Origin of the sequence: Enteractinococcus helveticum, assembly GCF_001657475.1 — a bacterium.
Lineage (GTDB): Bacteria > Actinomycetota > Actinomycetes > Actinomycetales > Micrococcaceae > Yaniella > Yaniella helvetica.
Window position 1 is genome coordinate 90,479 of record NZ_LXEY01000017.1, and the last position, 15,220, is coordinate 105,698.

General features: G+C 58.6%; 13 protein-coding genes and 1 pseudogene. 5 read left to right on the top strand and 9 right to left on the bottom strand.

Features of this window, described 5'->3' with window-relative positions; translation table 11 throughout:
* Window positions 1-4: 4 nt before the first annotated feature.
* From A6F49_RS06775 to mvk, 5 genes are read right to left on the bottom strand one after another with little or no spacing between them, the layout of a single operon-like run.
* Entirely contained in the window at window positions 5-1,096 is a 1,092-nt protein-coding gene (locus A6F49_RS06775) for a hydroxymethylglutaryl-CoA reductase (RefSeq protein WP_235604895.1), read from the bottom strand.
* A gap of 56 nt (window positions 1,097-1,152) precedes the next feature.
* On the bottom strand, window positions 1,153-2,250 hold the full coding sequence (gene fni, locus A6F49_RS06780) for a type 2 isopentenyl-diphosphate Delta-isomerase (protein WP_043057750.1): 1,098 nt from the start codon (window positions 2,248-2,250) through the stop codon (window positions 1,153-1,155).
* Between the two features lie 2 nt (window positions 2,251-2,252).
* Window positions 2,253-3,341 (bottom strand): phosphomevalonate kinase, encoded by a 1,089-nt coding sequence (locus A6F49_RS06785; RefSeq protein WP_043057749.1) that lies wholly within the window; start codon window positions 3,339-3,341, stop codon window positions 2,253-2,255.
* Window positions 3,338-4,309 (bottom strand): diphosphomevalonate decarboxylase, encoded by a 972-nt coding sequence (mvaD, locus tag A6F49_RS06790; protein WP_043057748.1) that lies wholly within the window; start codon window positions 4,307-4,309, stop codon window positions 3,338-3,340. Before mvaD ends, A6F49_RS06785 begins: the two co-directional genes overlap by 4 nt.
* Window positions 4,310-5,431, bottom strand: a complete 1,122-nt coding sequence (gene mvk / locus A6F49_RS06795; protein ID WP_052504831.1) for a mevalonate kinase — start codon at window positions 5,429-5,431, stop codon at window positions 4,310-4,312.
* Between the two features lie 161 nt (window positions 5,432-5,592).
* On the opposite strand from mvk, the gene A6F49_RS06800 reads away from it, so the two are divergent.
* Window positions 5,593-6,219 carry a GerMN domain-containing protein gene (locus tag A6F49_RS06800; RefSeq protein ID WP_043057747.1) on the top strand — a complete coding sequence of 209 codons (627 nt, stop codon included), beginning with the start codon at window positions 5,593-5,595 and terminating at the stop codon, window positions 6,217-6,219.
* 58 nt (window positions 6,220-6,277) lie between these two features.
* Here the strand turns inward: A6F49_RS06800 and A6F49_RS06805 are convergent, their stop codons facing one another.
* The 3 genes from A6F49_RS06805 to A6F49_RS06815 form a co-directional block, all read right to left on the bottom strand.
* The gene (locus tag A6F49_RS06805; RefSeq protein WP_067605660.1) at window positions 6,278-6,616 is read right to left on the bottom strand and encodes a hypothetical protein; all 339 of its coding nucleotides are present in this window, start codon (window positions 6,614-6,616) and stop codon (window positions 6,278-6,280) included.
* A 475-nt stretch (window positions 6,617-7,091) separates the two neighbouring features.
* Entirely contained in the window at window positions 7,092-8,816 is a 1,725-nt protein-coding gene (locus A6F49_RS06810; RefSeq protein ID WP_043057746.1) for a glycerol-3-phosphate dehydrogenase/oxidase, read from the bottom strand.
* An 18-nt stretch (window positions 8,817-8,834) separates the two neighbouring features.
* Entirely contained in the window at window positions 8,835-9,077 is a 243-nt protein-coding gene (locus A6F49_RS06815) for a hypothetical protein (protein ID WP_150119416.1), read from the bottom strand.
* 758 nt (window positions 9,078-9,835) lie between these two features.
* Here A6F49_RS06815 and A6F49_RS18410 point away from each other — a divergent pair.
* Window positions 9,836-10,188: pseudogene (locus A6F49_RS18410) on the top strand (transposase); the annotation flags it as partial.
* Window positions 10,189-10,307: 119 nt separating this feature from the next.
* On the opposite strand, the gene A6F49_RS06820 reads toward A6F49_RS18410, so the two are convergent.
* Window positions 10,308-11,153 carry a bifunctional UDP-sugar hydrolase/5'-nucleotidase gene (locus A6F49_RS06820; RefSeq protein WP_043057744.1) on the bottom strand — a complete coding sequence of 282 codons (846 nt, stop codon included), beginning with the start codon at window positions 11,151-11,153 and terminating at the stop codon, window positions 10,308-10,310.
* Window positions 11,154-11,531: 378 nt separating this feature from the next.
* Between A6F49_RS06820 and A6F49_RS06825 the strand changes: the two genes are divergently transcribed.
* The 3 genes from A6F49_RS06825 to hpaE are packed head-to-tail and all read left to right on the top strand — an operon-like array spanning window position 11,532 to window position 15,207.
* On the top strand, window positions 11,532-13,010 hold the full coding sequence (locus A6F49_RS06825; protein ID WP_043057743.1) for a fumarylacetoacetate hydrolase family protein: 1,479 nt from the start codon (window positions 11,532-11,534) through the stop codon (window positions 13,008-13,010).
* Window positions 13,011-13,685, top strand: a complete 675-nt coding sequence (locus A6F49_RS06830) for a GntR family transcriptional regulator (protein WP_043057742.1) — start codon at window positions 13,011-13,013, stop codon at window positions 13,683-13,685.
* A gap of 19 nt (window positions 13,686-13,704) precedes the next feature.
* Window positions 13,705-15,207, top strand: coding sequence for a 5-carboxymethyl-2-hydroxymuconate semialdehyde dehydrogenase (gene hpaE / locus A6F49_RS06835; RefSeq protein WP_043057741.1), 1,503 nt, complete (start codon window positions 13,705-13,707; stop codon window positions 15,205-15,207).
* Window positions 15,208-15,220 lie beyond the last annotated feature (13 nt).

A 15,220-nucleotide genomic window follows, 5' to 3' on the forward strand; every position in this document is an offset into this window, starting at 1 on the left:
AAAGTTATGCCTGTGTGCCGGGGCGTTCGTAGGCAACGTGCGCTTGCATCAGTTCGCCCGGATTCGTCTGGGCAGCCAGCAGGGACAGTTCACCCGCCAGGACACTTGCAGCAATCAAGCTAGCTAGTCTACGCGAATCTGCTCCGGGTTGACTACTGTGTCCAATGCCCATGCGTGCCATGGCGTCTTCAATATAGGGCAGTTGCTTGCCGTTGCCCACGGTTCCAACGATCAGATGCGGCAGGGTCACGGCAAAGTAGAGCCCTTCGTCACGGTTCTCGGCCCACACAAATCCCTGGGATCCTTCTACAATATTTGCCGCATCCTGGCCGGTGGCCAAATAGAACGCTAAGAGCATATTGGCAAAGTGCGCATTGGCCGAACGGATGGCGCCGGCCACATTTGAGCCCACGTAATTCTTGGTGACGACGAGCTGGACGACCTTGGCCGCCGTCGTGTGCAGGTTTTTTTCCACAATGTCGTGGGGGATGATGACTTCTGCGGTGACCTTTTTGCCACGGCCCAGAATCCCGTTGACGGCGGTGGCTTTCTTATCGGTGCAGAAGTTGCCCGAGATCGACCCGTAGGACAGCCCGATATTCCAGGACAGGATGGTGGACATGAGCGTGTCCGAGGCGGCCGTGGCCATGTTGTGGCCCGAGGCATCCCCGGTCAAATAGGCAAAGCGCACGAATAGCAGGTTGCCCACGATCTCTGGGTGAATCTCGATGAGTTTGGCGTAGCGGGAACCAGCGGTGACGACGGCGGCGAGTTCCTCAAACCGGGCGGTGATGATGTCGGCGGCCTGCTGGGCGGCACCGGCGTCGTCGGCAGTGAATAGCACGGAGCGGGTCATGCGCTCATCGTGGACGGTTGCGGTGATGCCCGAGGTCAGCATGCGCGAAATTTTGGCGCCGCGTCCAACCGATGGCCACAGTGGGGTTTCGTAGGTGGCCAGGGGAACATCGATTTCTTCGACGCCGTTGAAGGCCTCACCGGTCATGCGCAGCGGGCCGACCCAGCGGGTGGGGACCCCGGTGGTGAAGGTGTCGTGGTAGGTCGAGGCGGAGGGTTCAATGGGTGTTGGATCGATCACGGTGTTCCTTTGAAGGCGGGCGTGTTCATTATCGTGGACGGTTGCGGGCCTGCTGGTCAAATTCTGCCCCGATCGGCGAACCGTGTGACGTCAATATTGCGTGCGCGGGCGCGTTCGGCGCTGCGTCCGGTGATCATCAGGTCGGTTTCATAGATGATCGCATCGAGATTGGTGGCCCCGAGCAGTGCGTAGATTTGGCGGATGCGGGTTGTGAACAGTTCAAGGACCTCGGTGACGCCTTCGGCGCCGTCGGACAGGGCGACTTTGAGCATTTGGCCGGCCATGCCCACGGCTTTGGCGCCGAGGGCTTGGGCGCGGACGACGTCCAGTGGGTTGCGCACCCCGCCGGAGGCCATGATGGTCAGGTCTTCGGGCTGCGGGGTTTCGGCGAGGTCTAACAGGCAGTCGATGGCGGTCAGGCCCATGGATTCCAGCCAGTCCCATTTGGCGTGGGCGTCGATAGCGGACGATGGGTGCGGGGTGCGATCGTTTTCAATGCGCGCAAAGTTGGTGCCGCCGGTGCCGGCCACATCCACGATGCGCACGCCCATGTCGGTGAGCTGTTGCACGGTTTTGGCGCTGAGCCCGAAGCCGACCTCTTTGATGATCAGCGGCACGTTGATCTTGGCCACAATGTCATCGATCAGGCGCAGCCAGTCGGAGAAGTTCCGGGAGCCTTCGGGCATGACGGTTTCTTGGATTGGGTTCAGGTGAATCTGCAGGCCATCGGCGTTGAGCAGGTCGACGGCGGCCTTGGCGTGATCCAGGTTGCGGCCCGCGCCCAGGTTGGCCCACACGATCCCATTCGGGTTGTGTTCGCGGATCACGGTGAATGATGTTGCGGTTTCGGGTTGTTCGAGTGCTACGGCCACGGATCCAGAGGCCATGGGTACACCGGTTGCCGCGGCTGCTTGAGCCAGGGCCGTGTTGATCGGGGTGGCCATGTCGGTGCCGCCGGTCATGCCGTTGATGTAGATTGGCGCGGCGAGGCGCCACGGGCCGATGCGGGTGGAAATGTCAACGGCGTCGTCGTTGATTCCGGCCAGGGCGTGGTGAATGAAGTCGACGTCGTCGAAAGCATTTTTGGCGCCGGTGAGCTGGTCTTGCTGGGCGGCGGCAAGCCGAATGTGATCGTCTTTGCGGGATTGTGCCATGGTTACTCCTTGAGTCCGGCGCCCAGTTGCGTCACGGATAGTTGCAGCGGTTGGATGTCGTGGGCGCGCCAGGCGTCGTAAATTTCGGCGGCGTTGACCCAGGGTTCGGCCAATACGATACCGCAGTCGCCGCCACCGGCGCCCGAGGTTTTGGCCGAGGTGCCCGCGAAATGCTGGGCGGTTTCGATCAGGTCGGTCAGAGCGGGGGTTTCGACCAGGGTGGTGGTGTGGGCTGCCATGCGGGTCAGCAGGTTCCGGGCGGTGCGGATGCCGGAGTGGATCAGCGCGAATTGTTCCTCGGCCAGGGCCAGCAGCAGATTATTGACGTTGGCTGCCGAGGGGCGCAAGAACGCGTCCTGCCAGTCAAACCCGTTGCCGTTGGTTGTGGCCTGGGTGACCAGCTCATCGGTTTTGGCCGGGCTACCGGTCCAGCCAATGAGCACTTGCACATCGGCCGGGGTGGGCATACGCCGGGCGCGCAGCGGAATCCATGCCGGGCCGGTGAGCGCATCGGTCACGTCGGCGCCATCGGTGAGCACCCGGGCGAGTTTCTCGCGATCGGGGGCCTGGTAGTAGACCCACCCACCCAGGGCTCCTGCGGCGAGGTCGCCGCCCGAGGCGCGCGGGGAGATTTCAATCGAGGCCAAAATACCCAATTTGATGCGCTCTGATACGCTCAAGCCCAGGCCGTAGAGTTCATTGACCGCGGTGATCACGGCCATGGTGGCAGCACCCGAGGAGCCCAGCCCGTATTTTTCCCCGGCCTCGGAGCGCAGATTTGAGCTGAAGTGAAAGTCCACTGCACGGCGTTCAAACCCGCGTTCGGCACGCAGGGCATCCATGACCAGCCAGGCGGCCAGCGCATAGTCGGTGCCAAATTGTTTGGCCTGCGCGGCGGCCACGCAGTGGTCGTGGGCCAGCAGCAAGGCGGTGGGCTCAGGGGTCGGTGCGGGTTCGGCGTCGGTCACAGTGACGGTCATGTACCGGTCCACGGCAATCAGGATCGCGGGTTGACCGGGCGTGACCACGGCGTATTCACCGGCCACATACAGTTTTCCGGGGGCGGCCACGGCAAATGGCGTGGCCCTCATGCAGTGTCCACCAAATGCGCGCCCGGTCCGGGAGCAAATGTCTCAACCGCACCGTAAGCGGCAACGCGGGCTGCCACCGCGGCGGCGTCGTCGGGTCGGCAAATTATGACGACGTTGGGCCCGGCGTCGGCGGTGGCATAGGCTTCCAGGCCGTCCTCGCGCATCGCGGCGACCTCGTCAAAAACCTGCCAAGACACCGGTGCCAGGTAGCGGATTGGTGGTTCGGTGGCCTGAATCACCGCGTGCATGCGGTGGGCGTGGGTTTCGGTAATTTCGCCCACGCGCGTGAAGTCATCGGCAGCACAGGCTGCGATCATCTCATCCAGGGTCTTGTGCGTGACGTCAATCCAGGCCTGATAATACGGGCTGGTCTCACGCGTGGCGACCATACCGTCGCGCGAGGACACTTTTTTGGCCTTGGCGTTGACGGTCACCGAAACCATGGCCATCTCCGGGGCCGCAAGAGCCTCGGCAAAACTCGTTTCGTCACTGGTGCCGGCGTGCCACACCGCAAACCGGTCAATCAGCGAGCGCGATGCAGACCCCGATCCGCGCCGGGCCAGGCGCGAGAGATCTTTGGTAGACAGTTTCAGCCCGTAGGCATCGGCTGCGGCCACGGCCAGCGCGGCAAAACCGGACGCCGACGACGCCATCCCGGCAGCGGTCGGACCCTCGTTGACCGAGGTGACCTTGGCCGAAGCGGTGGCAGTCTCCAGTCCGGCATCGGCGGCTAGGCGGCGCACCAAGTCCAGAAACACGGTGGTGCGCCCGGTGGCTTTGGCATCGGCACGGCTGCCGTTGAGTTCAAATGAGTCAGCACTGGCGGTGAGTTCAACCGTGGTGGTGGTGGCAAATTTATCCAGGGTCATCGACATTGACCCGGCCACCGGAATGATCAGCTCATCATCGGCCTTGCCCCAGTATTTGACCAGGGCGATATTCGGATGGGCACGCGCAATCGAGACCAATTAGCGGCCCTCCTTGTGCACCCGAGCGGTCGGGGCGGTCATCAAATCGAAATCATTGGGCACCAGCGTGGTGGTCCAGGTCCGGGTCGCACCCACCGCGGTCATCGCGGCGGCAACATCTCCAGCCTGTTCTTGATCGGGCACGACGGCGAGCACGCACCCGCCCAGGCCCGATCCGGTGAGTTTGGCGCCGTACGCGCCGGCTTCCAGAGCTGCGGCCACCACGGCATCCAGCGCCGGGGACGACACCCCAAGATACGCCAGCAGCGAGTGCGACTCATGCATCGACTGGCCCACGCGAATCGGATCGCCAATACCCAGCGCGTAGACGACGTCGTCGGTCAAATTCGCCAGATCTTCCACGACCCGGTCCACCACACGAGGTTGGATATCGCGCAACATTGCTACACCGTCAACTGCGGCCGCAGTCGAGCCCGAAGTGCCGGTATCGGCAATAACAAACGTAAATTTATCGGCCACCTTCACAGTGGTCGGCTTGCCCTGTTGGAAGCGTAACGGCGTCATCGACTGCACCGCGTGTGCATCCAGACCCGATGACGTGCCATGGGCAACGTGCTCAGCCTCTTGCACCAGCGCGTGGGATTGCGCGGCATCCAAGCGCACACCGGCAAGATTCGCCACCGCACGCACCACGGCAGCCGAGGTAGCAGCAGACGATCCCAGCCCGCGCTCAAACGGAATCGTGGAGCGCAAAATCAGCTCCACGCGATCCCCGCGCACATCCAACTGCTCGGCCGAAACCCGCAGCGCGGTCAGCACCGGATCCATGTGATTGGGCGCCGAAGCCAACGGCCCGGTGTACAGATCCGAGGTAATAAATCCGCGCCGGGCACGCCGAATGGAAGCGGTGGCCTGCAGATCCAGCAGCGGCAACACAATCGCTGGCGCCCCGTACACCACAGAGTGTTCGCCTAATAAAATGGCCTTGCCGTGGGCTGAGCCCAGCCCGGTCTCCACCGGATGCCCCGAGGCCTTCCCAGCTGCCGCACCGGATAAGGGGTCGGCGAACCGATCCCGGCCCGTACGTGGTGGTTCAAATACAGGTTCGGCCCGCTGGGATGTTTTCCCGGTCGGCTCACCGTGGGGTGCACTGTGTCTCATCGGTATGGTGAAAACCTCAAAGTCAAAACAAATCTGAACTATTTATTCTAAGCCACGCAACCACCAGCACCGAATGTTTAACCGGTTTGGCGAACAATACAGGTTAGAATCGCTGTCGAAACCGATTGCCGTTGGACCTCACGGCGCCTAGGAGAACAATCTTGAAGAACCTTTCCACCCTCGTAGCGCTAGCTGCCTGTACTACAGGACTCCTCGCAGGTTGTGGAATCATCCAAGACTCCCCCGACGCCGCGCAAGCGCCGCAACCAGAGCCGACTGAAACCGAGGCCAGCCCAGCCGTTGACCCGGCCGATCCCTATCAGTCGCTCAGTGTGAATATGGTCGCCCAATCCGGAACGTATTTTCCCGACGGCGTTGATGGCGTCAGCTTTGGATGTTCCGACACACTTGTGACAATCGACACGGTACCCATCCACGCCGACTCACCCCAAGAACACGTCTCGGCCGCCATTCAATTCTTGTTGGATGACTCGCAGTACTATCACGGCTCCCCGGCCGTCACGAACTCGCTGACCTTATCTGAAACCTTGGAACTCGGTGAGGTTGAGGTCAATCGCGACTCTGTTGATATTGCCTTGTCTGGCGACGTCGTCGTCCAAGGACAATGCGAGGCCTATCGCATTCAGGCCCAGCTCTATGGCACTGCCGCCTTAACCGCCGGGATCGACGACGTGAGCATCACCGTCAACGACGAGGAACTCAATGGCGTTCTGGGTCTAGAACCCTTCGATACCGCGCAGTTACTAAACGACCACGCCGACTCCTAAACCAGGTCAGTCTGTTCCCCCAGCGTCTGAGTCAACAGGTATTAATTCGAGAAGTTCATTATCTTGGCCAGATAAGCCGTGGCGTTGGTCCTTCGAGTCGCGCTACGGAGATTTTGACCTCGGTTAGATCTGCCCGAAGCTGACTCATTTCTTCACGAACCTTGTCAAACTCTTTGTAGACTTTGTCGAACTCGTTGTATACCTTGTCAAACTTTTCATCGACCTTGTCGAATTTTTCATCGACCTTATTGAACCGTTCGTTGACACTCGCCTCAGCTTGATTGAATCGTTCGTCCATACGCCGCAGCATCCACGCAAAGCCAGCAAACAGTCCACCGCCGAGCGCAACGAATAAACTGGCGGCGGCGATGATGATCGTAAGCACTTCAACCGACATGAACACACTCCCATTCTGCCCTAAGTATCACTTCATATGCCAGCAACCGTACGAGCTTCGGAGTTCGTTGACAGCAGCAACATCATTATGTGTGGATAACTTCAGCGTAAGAACGTGCAGCATGAGCTGAGTGGATTTTCCCGGTCGTGTCTGCGCATTTCGTGAAGGCATAGATCTCAGCTGCATCAAGTAAAGCACCGTAGACTCTGCCAACGACACTCACACTCATTTCATCGAGATGACACGGACAGGAAAAGGCAATGACAAGACGCGTATGTAATCTGCCTCCGGGTCCTGAGCGATGAACTCCGGGAAATAGGTATTCTGGGTGGAGTATGCAAGAGATGCTAATGGGCCACCGGTACATCGTCAGTGGCATTCTAGCAGCGCCTGTGGCCGAGGTCGAAGGTCTGCAGCTCGGACGCCGTCGTCCAGTCCACTTTGTACGCTCACCCACGTCCAGGCGCGACCCACATCACTTCGTGGTCGCAGCCGACGCCGCACGGGCGCGCGCGGCGGCGTCGTCATTCGGCTGCTCGATCGCAAGCAAGTAAGTCGCAGCCGAGGCAAGATAGGCAGCTGTCTCGGTGGCGCGCCGGGCAGGGCTCCATCCGAGTTCTGCCTGTGCGATGTCAGCGATTTCCTCGACTGCTTGGGCGCCGAGTTTCGGGTACTCGAAGCTGATGCGTGTACGGCGGTGCATGAGGTCATCGAGGTGCAGCGCACCCTCATGATGGATCGCGAACATAATCTCGGCGCGCAAATAGGCTGGAGCGTGGGCGAGTGGTTTGGCCGCATGTGGGTCGGACTCGCAAAGCCGCGCGAGTTCGGCGACCTCCGCGCCATAGCGGCGTACCAGGTGGTCGGACACGGTGGAGGGCAGTCCGTGGCGCACCGCAAATCGCCGCGCATCCATGATCGCGCATCCATGGTCGACCGCTCCAACCAACGGAATCCGATGCGTTCGCGATGGCTTCCGCGCCGCCTCTGTACCGAGCGCGAAATCCACCGCATCCTTGGCCATCACCCGGTAGGTCGTGAGCTTGCCGCCGGCGATTGCCACGAAGCCCGGCATCGGCGCGGCGACCGCATGCTCACGCGACACCTTCGCCGATCGTGTTCCGGGTTTGAAACGCGGCTGCAGCAGTGGCCGTAACCCAGCCCAGCTGCCGACCACGTCCTCGCGGTTCAGGGGCGCTCGCAGGGCCTTATTCACCTCCATCAGGAGGTAATCGATATCGCGTTCGTTGGGTACCGGGTGCGTGCGGTCTTCGGTCCAGGGGGTGTCGGTGGTGCCGATGATCCAATAACGATTCCAGGGAATGACGAAAAGTACGCTCGTGGCGGTGCGCAGAATGAGCCCACGGTGACCATCGATGCGGTCCTTTGGCACGGCAAGGTGGATGCCTTTGGACGCGAGCACCTGTAGGCCACTGGTGCTCGCGAGTGCTTGGGTGGTCTCCGTCCACACGCCTGTGGCGCTGATGACCGTTCTAGCACGGGCCTGAAATTCCTCACCGGTCTCCAGGTCGACAAGGGTGACTCCCTCAATGTGCCTCATTTCATCCTGGTGCAGACCGATGACTCGTACCCGGGAAGCTGCCTGGGCACCGTATGCCGCGGCGGTCCGCACAAGTGACGTGACCAGGCGTGCATCATCAACCGTCGCATCCCAGTACTCAATGGCACCGACCGCGGCCGCCGGGTTGACATCTGGGAACACTTTCCCCAGCGAGCGCTTGCTCATATGCCGGTGCCAGGGCATTGCGCGCCCGCCGGGTCGAAGGGTAGCGAGCAGGTCGTAAAGTGCGATACCGGTGCCGTAAAACAACCGGTCGATGACGGGACGCTTGAGTGGATGCAGGAAAGGTGTCGGACGGACGAGATGCGGTGCAAGAGTGGTTACCAGGCGGTCCCGTTCGGTGAGCGCTTCATGCACGAGTTTGAAACCGAGCATCTCGAGGTAGCGCAGTCCGCCGTGAACAAGTTTGCTCGAACGGCTAGACGTTCCCGATGCCCAGTCCTGGGCCTCGACAATCGCAGTGTTCAGGCCTCTGCTGGCGGCGTCGAGCGCAATTCCGGCACCGGTCACCCCGCCGCCGATGATGAGTACATCAAGCTTGTGATCGTCCTCGACGCTTTGCTTCATCCTGCGGATCGCGGCGTCGCGGGTTGCTTGGTTGAGACTGTGGTTCGACATGGCAGTGCCGCCAGTCTATCAAGGCGCGACAGCAACACCCAGCAACGGGGTGAATCGAAATCCTGCGAACCGAACCCAATCGCATCCGCCGCGGCGCAGCAGATCCATGTCGTTGATGCTGTCAGCACCCACGGCCAGCCCTGCCACCAGCGACAGGATTTTCGCGCCCAGATTGGCGCCTTTATCCGCGCCGACGTTAGCTACGGTGACCCATTGGTCAGCAATTGACGAGCTAACAGTCGATGAAATTGACGAAGTCACGTTGCGATGGCTATCCACCAGCTTCATGGTGACCATGGCCATTACCGACGCCGGGCCTGAGCTTTGCCTTCAGTAGCCAAAGAATCTGCTGTTTTAGAATTTTTCATAACTATTTACACTGTCGAGTTGAGTGTCGCCACGTGAGCCATTGTCCTGCGAGGATAGCGAGCTGGAACATTATTCGCGAGGTTAAGCCAACCTGAAAGCTCCGAATGCACTCAACGTAAAGACCTCCGGGGTGTGAATGGGAGTTGTTATACATCCCATCCGGCCGGAGGTCTTCACGGGGTCAAAGACCGACTGTTTACAGCGCCGAGAAAATGAAAATTAGCAATGCGACGATCGCCAAGATTCCAACGATCGTCCAGATCAAACCACTTCCACGCATGGTACCTTCCTTTCGTGAAACCTCTTTAGTTTCATTCAATCCATACTGGAACACTTCGTCTGAAATACTCCAGTATTGAAGCACTCTGGACTTTAAATAATTTCACGAGGCTCGGAGCTTGAGCCTGCTCCAATGATAACTTCCATCGGATTCGAGCGGTATCTGAAAATCCAATAGTCTCGTGACCCCCGGAGGTGTTGCGAGTTATCTTTTTGGTCGACGATGAGCATGTTTCTGAACAGGACCTTACTCTGTGTCATAGTCCGAATGGCAACACGCTATGAATCCAGAGTGTCCTGCCCGATGTTTTAGGTCCGTTGGTTATGTGGGTCCATCACTCTCGAGGTTTGTGGTGAGAATGGATTACACGATGAGTACTCAACGAAAGTGCCACACTCCAGAACAGATTGCTGGCAAGCTTGGCACAGCAAATCGCCTCCTTACAGAGGGCGAAACCGTGGCTGATGTATGCCACGAACTCGAGGTTGCTGAGCAAACCTAGTATCGGTGGCGCAACCAAGACGGCGGCACGAAAGCCGATGACGCTAAACGCCTGAAGGAACTCGAGTAGCAAAACGCCACACTGAAACGACTGCTCGCCGAAGCCGATCGATTAAAAGCCGCCTTGAAGGCGCTTGCAGCGCGAAACTTCTCGGCCCAGGATCACGCCGTGCCGCGATCGCTCACGTACTCAGATCGTTTGGGATCAGTGAGCGTATAGCCCGCCACCGTGGCTGATCCTCACCAGCCGTTGCGCGCCTGGGCTACGGCAGTACGCCAGAGACCGTCCACGATTCAGTATGATCGTGATACTCCGCGATAATGACGTCGATATCGTCATTTTAGGACAGTGCCTCGGCGTGCTCGTTCACTGCGTCTACGGGATCGGTGAACGTTAGCCCTTGGACGCCGGAAGGGTCCACCAGAGTCAGCGTTTCTTGTGTCACCGCACCGATCACCGCAACAGTATGGTCTTGTGTCTCGACGATTGTGTACGGGTCGACGATGGTGTCGCCGCTCTCGTCGACGACGTTGGCTGCAATATGGTCAAAGTTGGCCCGCTCGACGACGCGACCGGTTAAGTCGTCTGCTCCACGGTCGAACTCGTAGTTCCCTAGCGCAGTAGCTTCTAAGTCCAAAGCATTGAGATAGTCGATGGTGGGTTCGTCTTGTTGAACGGATGAAACAAACAAGCTGGCACCAATATTGTCACCGGCCGACAGAAAGATACTATTGGGATTATCAGCCCGGTTGGCTTCCACGGTTGCAGCAAGGCTCATGCCAACTCGGTGATCCACTCGTCCGTGGAAGTCGTTAATATTGAGCAACGTCAACGTCGAGTCAGCTTCCGACTGCATTGGAGTCGCGAGTCTGTCTACTTGAAAGCTCTCGGGGTCTTCAGTACCCGTCGGCTCGTCGGTCTGTGATGAATTCTCCGTGGCGTCTGACGGATCAGTGATCGGTTCCAGGTCGGTTTGTGTTTCATCTGATGCGCCAGACGACGGCGACTCCGGCGTTCCTGGATCGAGAGTCGATTCCTGCGACGGTGCTGGTGACTGAGTTTCTGTCACCGCCGGAGCAGTAGGTGTTGGTGATTCCGTAGTTGCCACCGCTGACGATACAACGATAGGTGTAACCAAAGCAGCAGTGGCAATACCACTAAGCGCTCGGGACATGTGTGACGACATGAAAATTATTCTCCTTCAAGGTGCTGAGACGCCCTCACCCTAAAGCCATCACCTAACGGCCAGGTGAACCAGAGTTGACCTGAACAGGACAACTACTCAAATTCCCACGAGCCGAAGACGGTTCTTTCTTCTACTGCCAAACGCACCACAACACCATTGTTGAACCGACCGCTGGGCAATCCCGGCTCATGACCGTCTTGCATTGAGCATTTTGGAAGCTGCCAGTCATGTCGCATTCAATTGACTCCATTACAGTCATCAATGGCACGGCGTGATGTCACAGAGCTGAATTTCAGATATTAACTTCACAGAATCGCCAACATCGTATACGATCTGATTTAAGAGATTTCCATCAACCCCCATGGAGGTACGGTCTCGATGACAGTCACTGCTTACGATTTTTCAATCAAGCAGAATCGGCCGGGCAAAATCGTTGCCCTGCACTTGAATTTCCCATCCCGCATCAATGAACGCGGGCGTAATCCAAAATTCCCTGGCTACTTCCTCAAGGCCACCTCTTCAATCGCACCAACCGGTGCAACCATTGAACGTCCAGCCGGAACCGAACTACTCGCCTACGAAGGCGAAATTGCCCTGATCATCGGTAAAGACGCCCGCCGCGTCTCCCCCGAAGACGGTTGGTCCTACGTTTCTGGCATCACCGCCGCAAACGACTGGGGCCTGTACGATCTGCGTCACGCAGACAAAGGTTCCAACGTCAAGAACAAGTCCGGAGATAACTACACTCCGCTGGGTCCTGCGATCATCAGTGCCGAAGGTATTGATCCAACTCAGCTGCGCATCCGCACCTGGGTCAACGGTGAAGTTGTTCAGGACGACACTACCGAAGACCTCGTCTTCCCATTCGGCCAGCTCGTTGCCGACCTCTCCCAGCTGATGACGTTGGAAGAAGGCGACGTCATTCTGACAGGTACCCCTGCTGGCTCATCTGTTGCGCAGCCCGGCGACGTCGTCGAAGTTGAAGTCGATGCACCAAATGCTGACGGCGCACCATCGACCGGTCGTCTGGTGTCCAACGTCAAGGAATCCTCCTTTGCCATGGCCGATTACGGTCACGGTCCAAAGGTTGATGACCTGCAGCGTGAAGAAGCCTGGGGCTCGAAAGCTAAGGCTGGCCTGGAAGATCCACGCGCCATTCTGACCCCAGAACTGCGCGAGAAGATCTCCAAGACCGCCGTCGCCACGATTGTTGCCAACATGCGCAAGCGCGGCATCAATAACTGCACCATCGATGGTCCACGCCCAATGCACCCGGGCCAGCAGATCCTTGGTTTTGCCAAGACCCTGCGCTATGTGCCAAACCGTGAAGACCTGTTCAAGAAACACGGTGGCGGTTTCAACAAGCAGAAACAGGCCATGGACTCGGTGCAGCCAGACGACGTCGTCGTCATGGAAGCACGCGGGGAAAAAGGCACCGGAACCCTGGGTGACGTCTTGGCCATGCGTGCCAAGGTTCGCGGCGCAAACGCTGTGATCACCGACGGCGGTGTCCGCGACGCTGCTGCCGTAGCTGAAGTTGGCATCCCGGTCTATTCCAACGGCAACCACCCTGCTGTGCTTGGTCGCCGTCACGTGCCGTGGGAAATGGATGCAACCATTGCTTGCGGTGGCACCACCGTGCAGCCAAACGACATCATCATTGGTGATGACGACGGCGTCGTGGTGGTTCCACCTGAAATGCTCGTCGAGATCATTGACGAATCTTACGAGCAGGAAAAACAAGACGAATGGGTCTACGAACAGGTCAAAAACGGTGCTGCCGTTGACGGTCTGTTCCCACCAACCGGTGAGTGGAAAGCCAAATACGAGGCGTACCGCGCAGCCCAAGGTGAGTAAATGATTTCGAATGGTCTCTCGAAAGCCGACCAGGCTCACCAGCATGTACTGAACGGGATCACAACTGGTCAGTACAAGCCCGGTGACCGACTGGTGCTATCGAGCATCGCCAATGAATTGGGGATGTCGGTGGTACCGGTGCGGGAAGCCATTCGACGGTTGCAAACCGACAATTTGGTGACATTTGAACGCAATGTGGGTGCCACGGTTACTGGTATCGATCCAATCGAATACCAGTACACCATGGAAACCCTGGCCCTGGTTGAGGGGTATTCCACGGCGCTGTGTGCCCCACTGGTCACAGCCCAAACCCTCACCAAGGCCCGCGGGATCAACCAACAGATGCGCGAGATGCTCAACGAAGAGTTCGCACCGGAGTTGTTCACGGAACTCAATGAAAAGTTTCATTTAGCACTATTTGAACACCATCCGAATCCGCACATCTTGGATCTGGTCCACCGCGGTTGGAACCGGTTGGCGGCACTGCGTTCGTCAACCTTCACGTTTGTGCCAACGCGAGCTCCGGCCTCGGTGGTTGAACACGATGAATTGTTGGATCTGATTTCTGACGGGGCCGAGTTCTCGGTCATCGAAGCGGCAGCCCGCAACCATCGGCTCAACGCTATGCACGCCTACCTCGACCACCATGCCAAAGCCAATCCAAAAAGTTTTTGAAAATATTCGAAAGGACGACATGACAAACGGCAAACCAGCTAACCTGCCAGATCAAATCCGTCACTACATCAATGGTGAATTCGTCGACTCAATCGACGGCGACACATTCGATGTGCTCAACCCGGTCACCAACGAGGCCTACATCAAAGCGTCCTCTGGTAAAGTCGCCGACATCGACGCCGCTGTTGCAGCTGCAAAAGAGGCCTTCGACAACGGCCCATGGCCACACATGCTGCCACGTGAACGTTCTCGCGTGCTGCACAAAATCGCCGACGTCGTGGAAACCCGTCAGCAGGAACTTGCCGAAATGGAAACCTGGGACTCGGGTCTGCCCATCTCCCAGACTCTGGGTCAGGCACGTCGTGCAGCCGAGAACTTCCGGTTCTTCGCTGACCTGATCGTTGCCCAGCACGACAACGCATTCAAGGTTCCTGGTCGTCAGATCAACTACGTCAACCGCAAACCAATCGGTGTTGCCGGTCTGATCACCCCGTGGAACACCCCGTTCATGCTGGAATCCTGGAAACTGGGCCCAGCTTTGGCCACCGGAAACACCGTTGTCCTCAAGCCAGCCGAATTCACCCCGCTGTCTGCTGGTCTGTGGCCAGGCATCTTCGAAGAAGCCGGTCTGCCAGCTGGTGTCTTCAACATGGTCCACGGTTACGGCGAAGAAGGCTACGCCGGTGACTCACTGGTCAAACACCCAGACGTTCCACTGATCTCGTTCACCGGTGAATCATCAACCGGTCAGCTCATCTCAGCCAACGCTGCACCGTACCTCAAGGGCCTGTCCATGGAACTGGGCGGTAAATCCCCAGCCGTGGTCTTCGAAGACGCCGACCTGGAAGCAGCCATCGACGCCACCATCTTCGGTGTGTTCTCCCTCAACGGTGAACGCTGCACCGCAGGCTCCCGCATCATCGTTCAGCGCAGCATCTACGACGAATTCGTCGAACGCTACGCAGCCCAGGCCGCCAACGTCAAAGTCGGCATGCCAAACGATCCGAAGACCGAAGTCGGCGCCCTGGTTCACCCAGAACACTTCGACAAAGTCTGGTCCTACGTACAGATCGGGAAAGAAGAAGCCCGTCTGGTCGCAGGTGGTGACCGTCCGGAAGAATTCCCAGAAGGTAACTTCCTGCAGCCAACCGTCTTCGCCGACGTTTCCCCAGATGCTCGCATCTTCCAGGAAGAGATCTTCGGCCCGGTCGTCGCAATCACCCCATTCGACACCGATGAAGAAGCTCTAGAGCTAGCCAACAACACCGATTACGGTCTGGCAGCCTACATCTGGACCAACGATCTGCAGCGTTCGCACAACTTCGCGCAGAAAGTTGATGCCGGTATGGTCTGGCTCAACTCCAACAACGTTCGTGACCTGCGCACCCCATTCGGTGGTGTCAAGGCCTCAGGACTTGGCCAAGAAGGTGGCTACCGCTCGATCGACTTCTACACCGATCAGCAGGCAGTCCACATCAACCTGGGCGAAGTCCACAACCCAGTTTTCGGCAAACAACAGTAATTCAGGCTGGAAC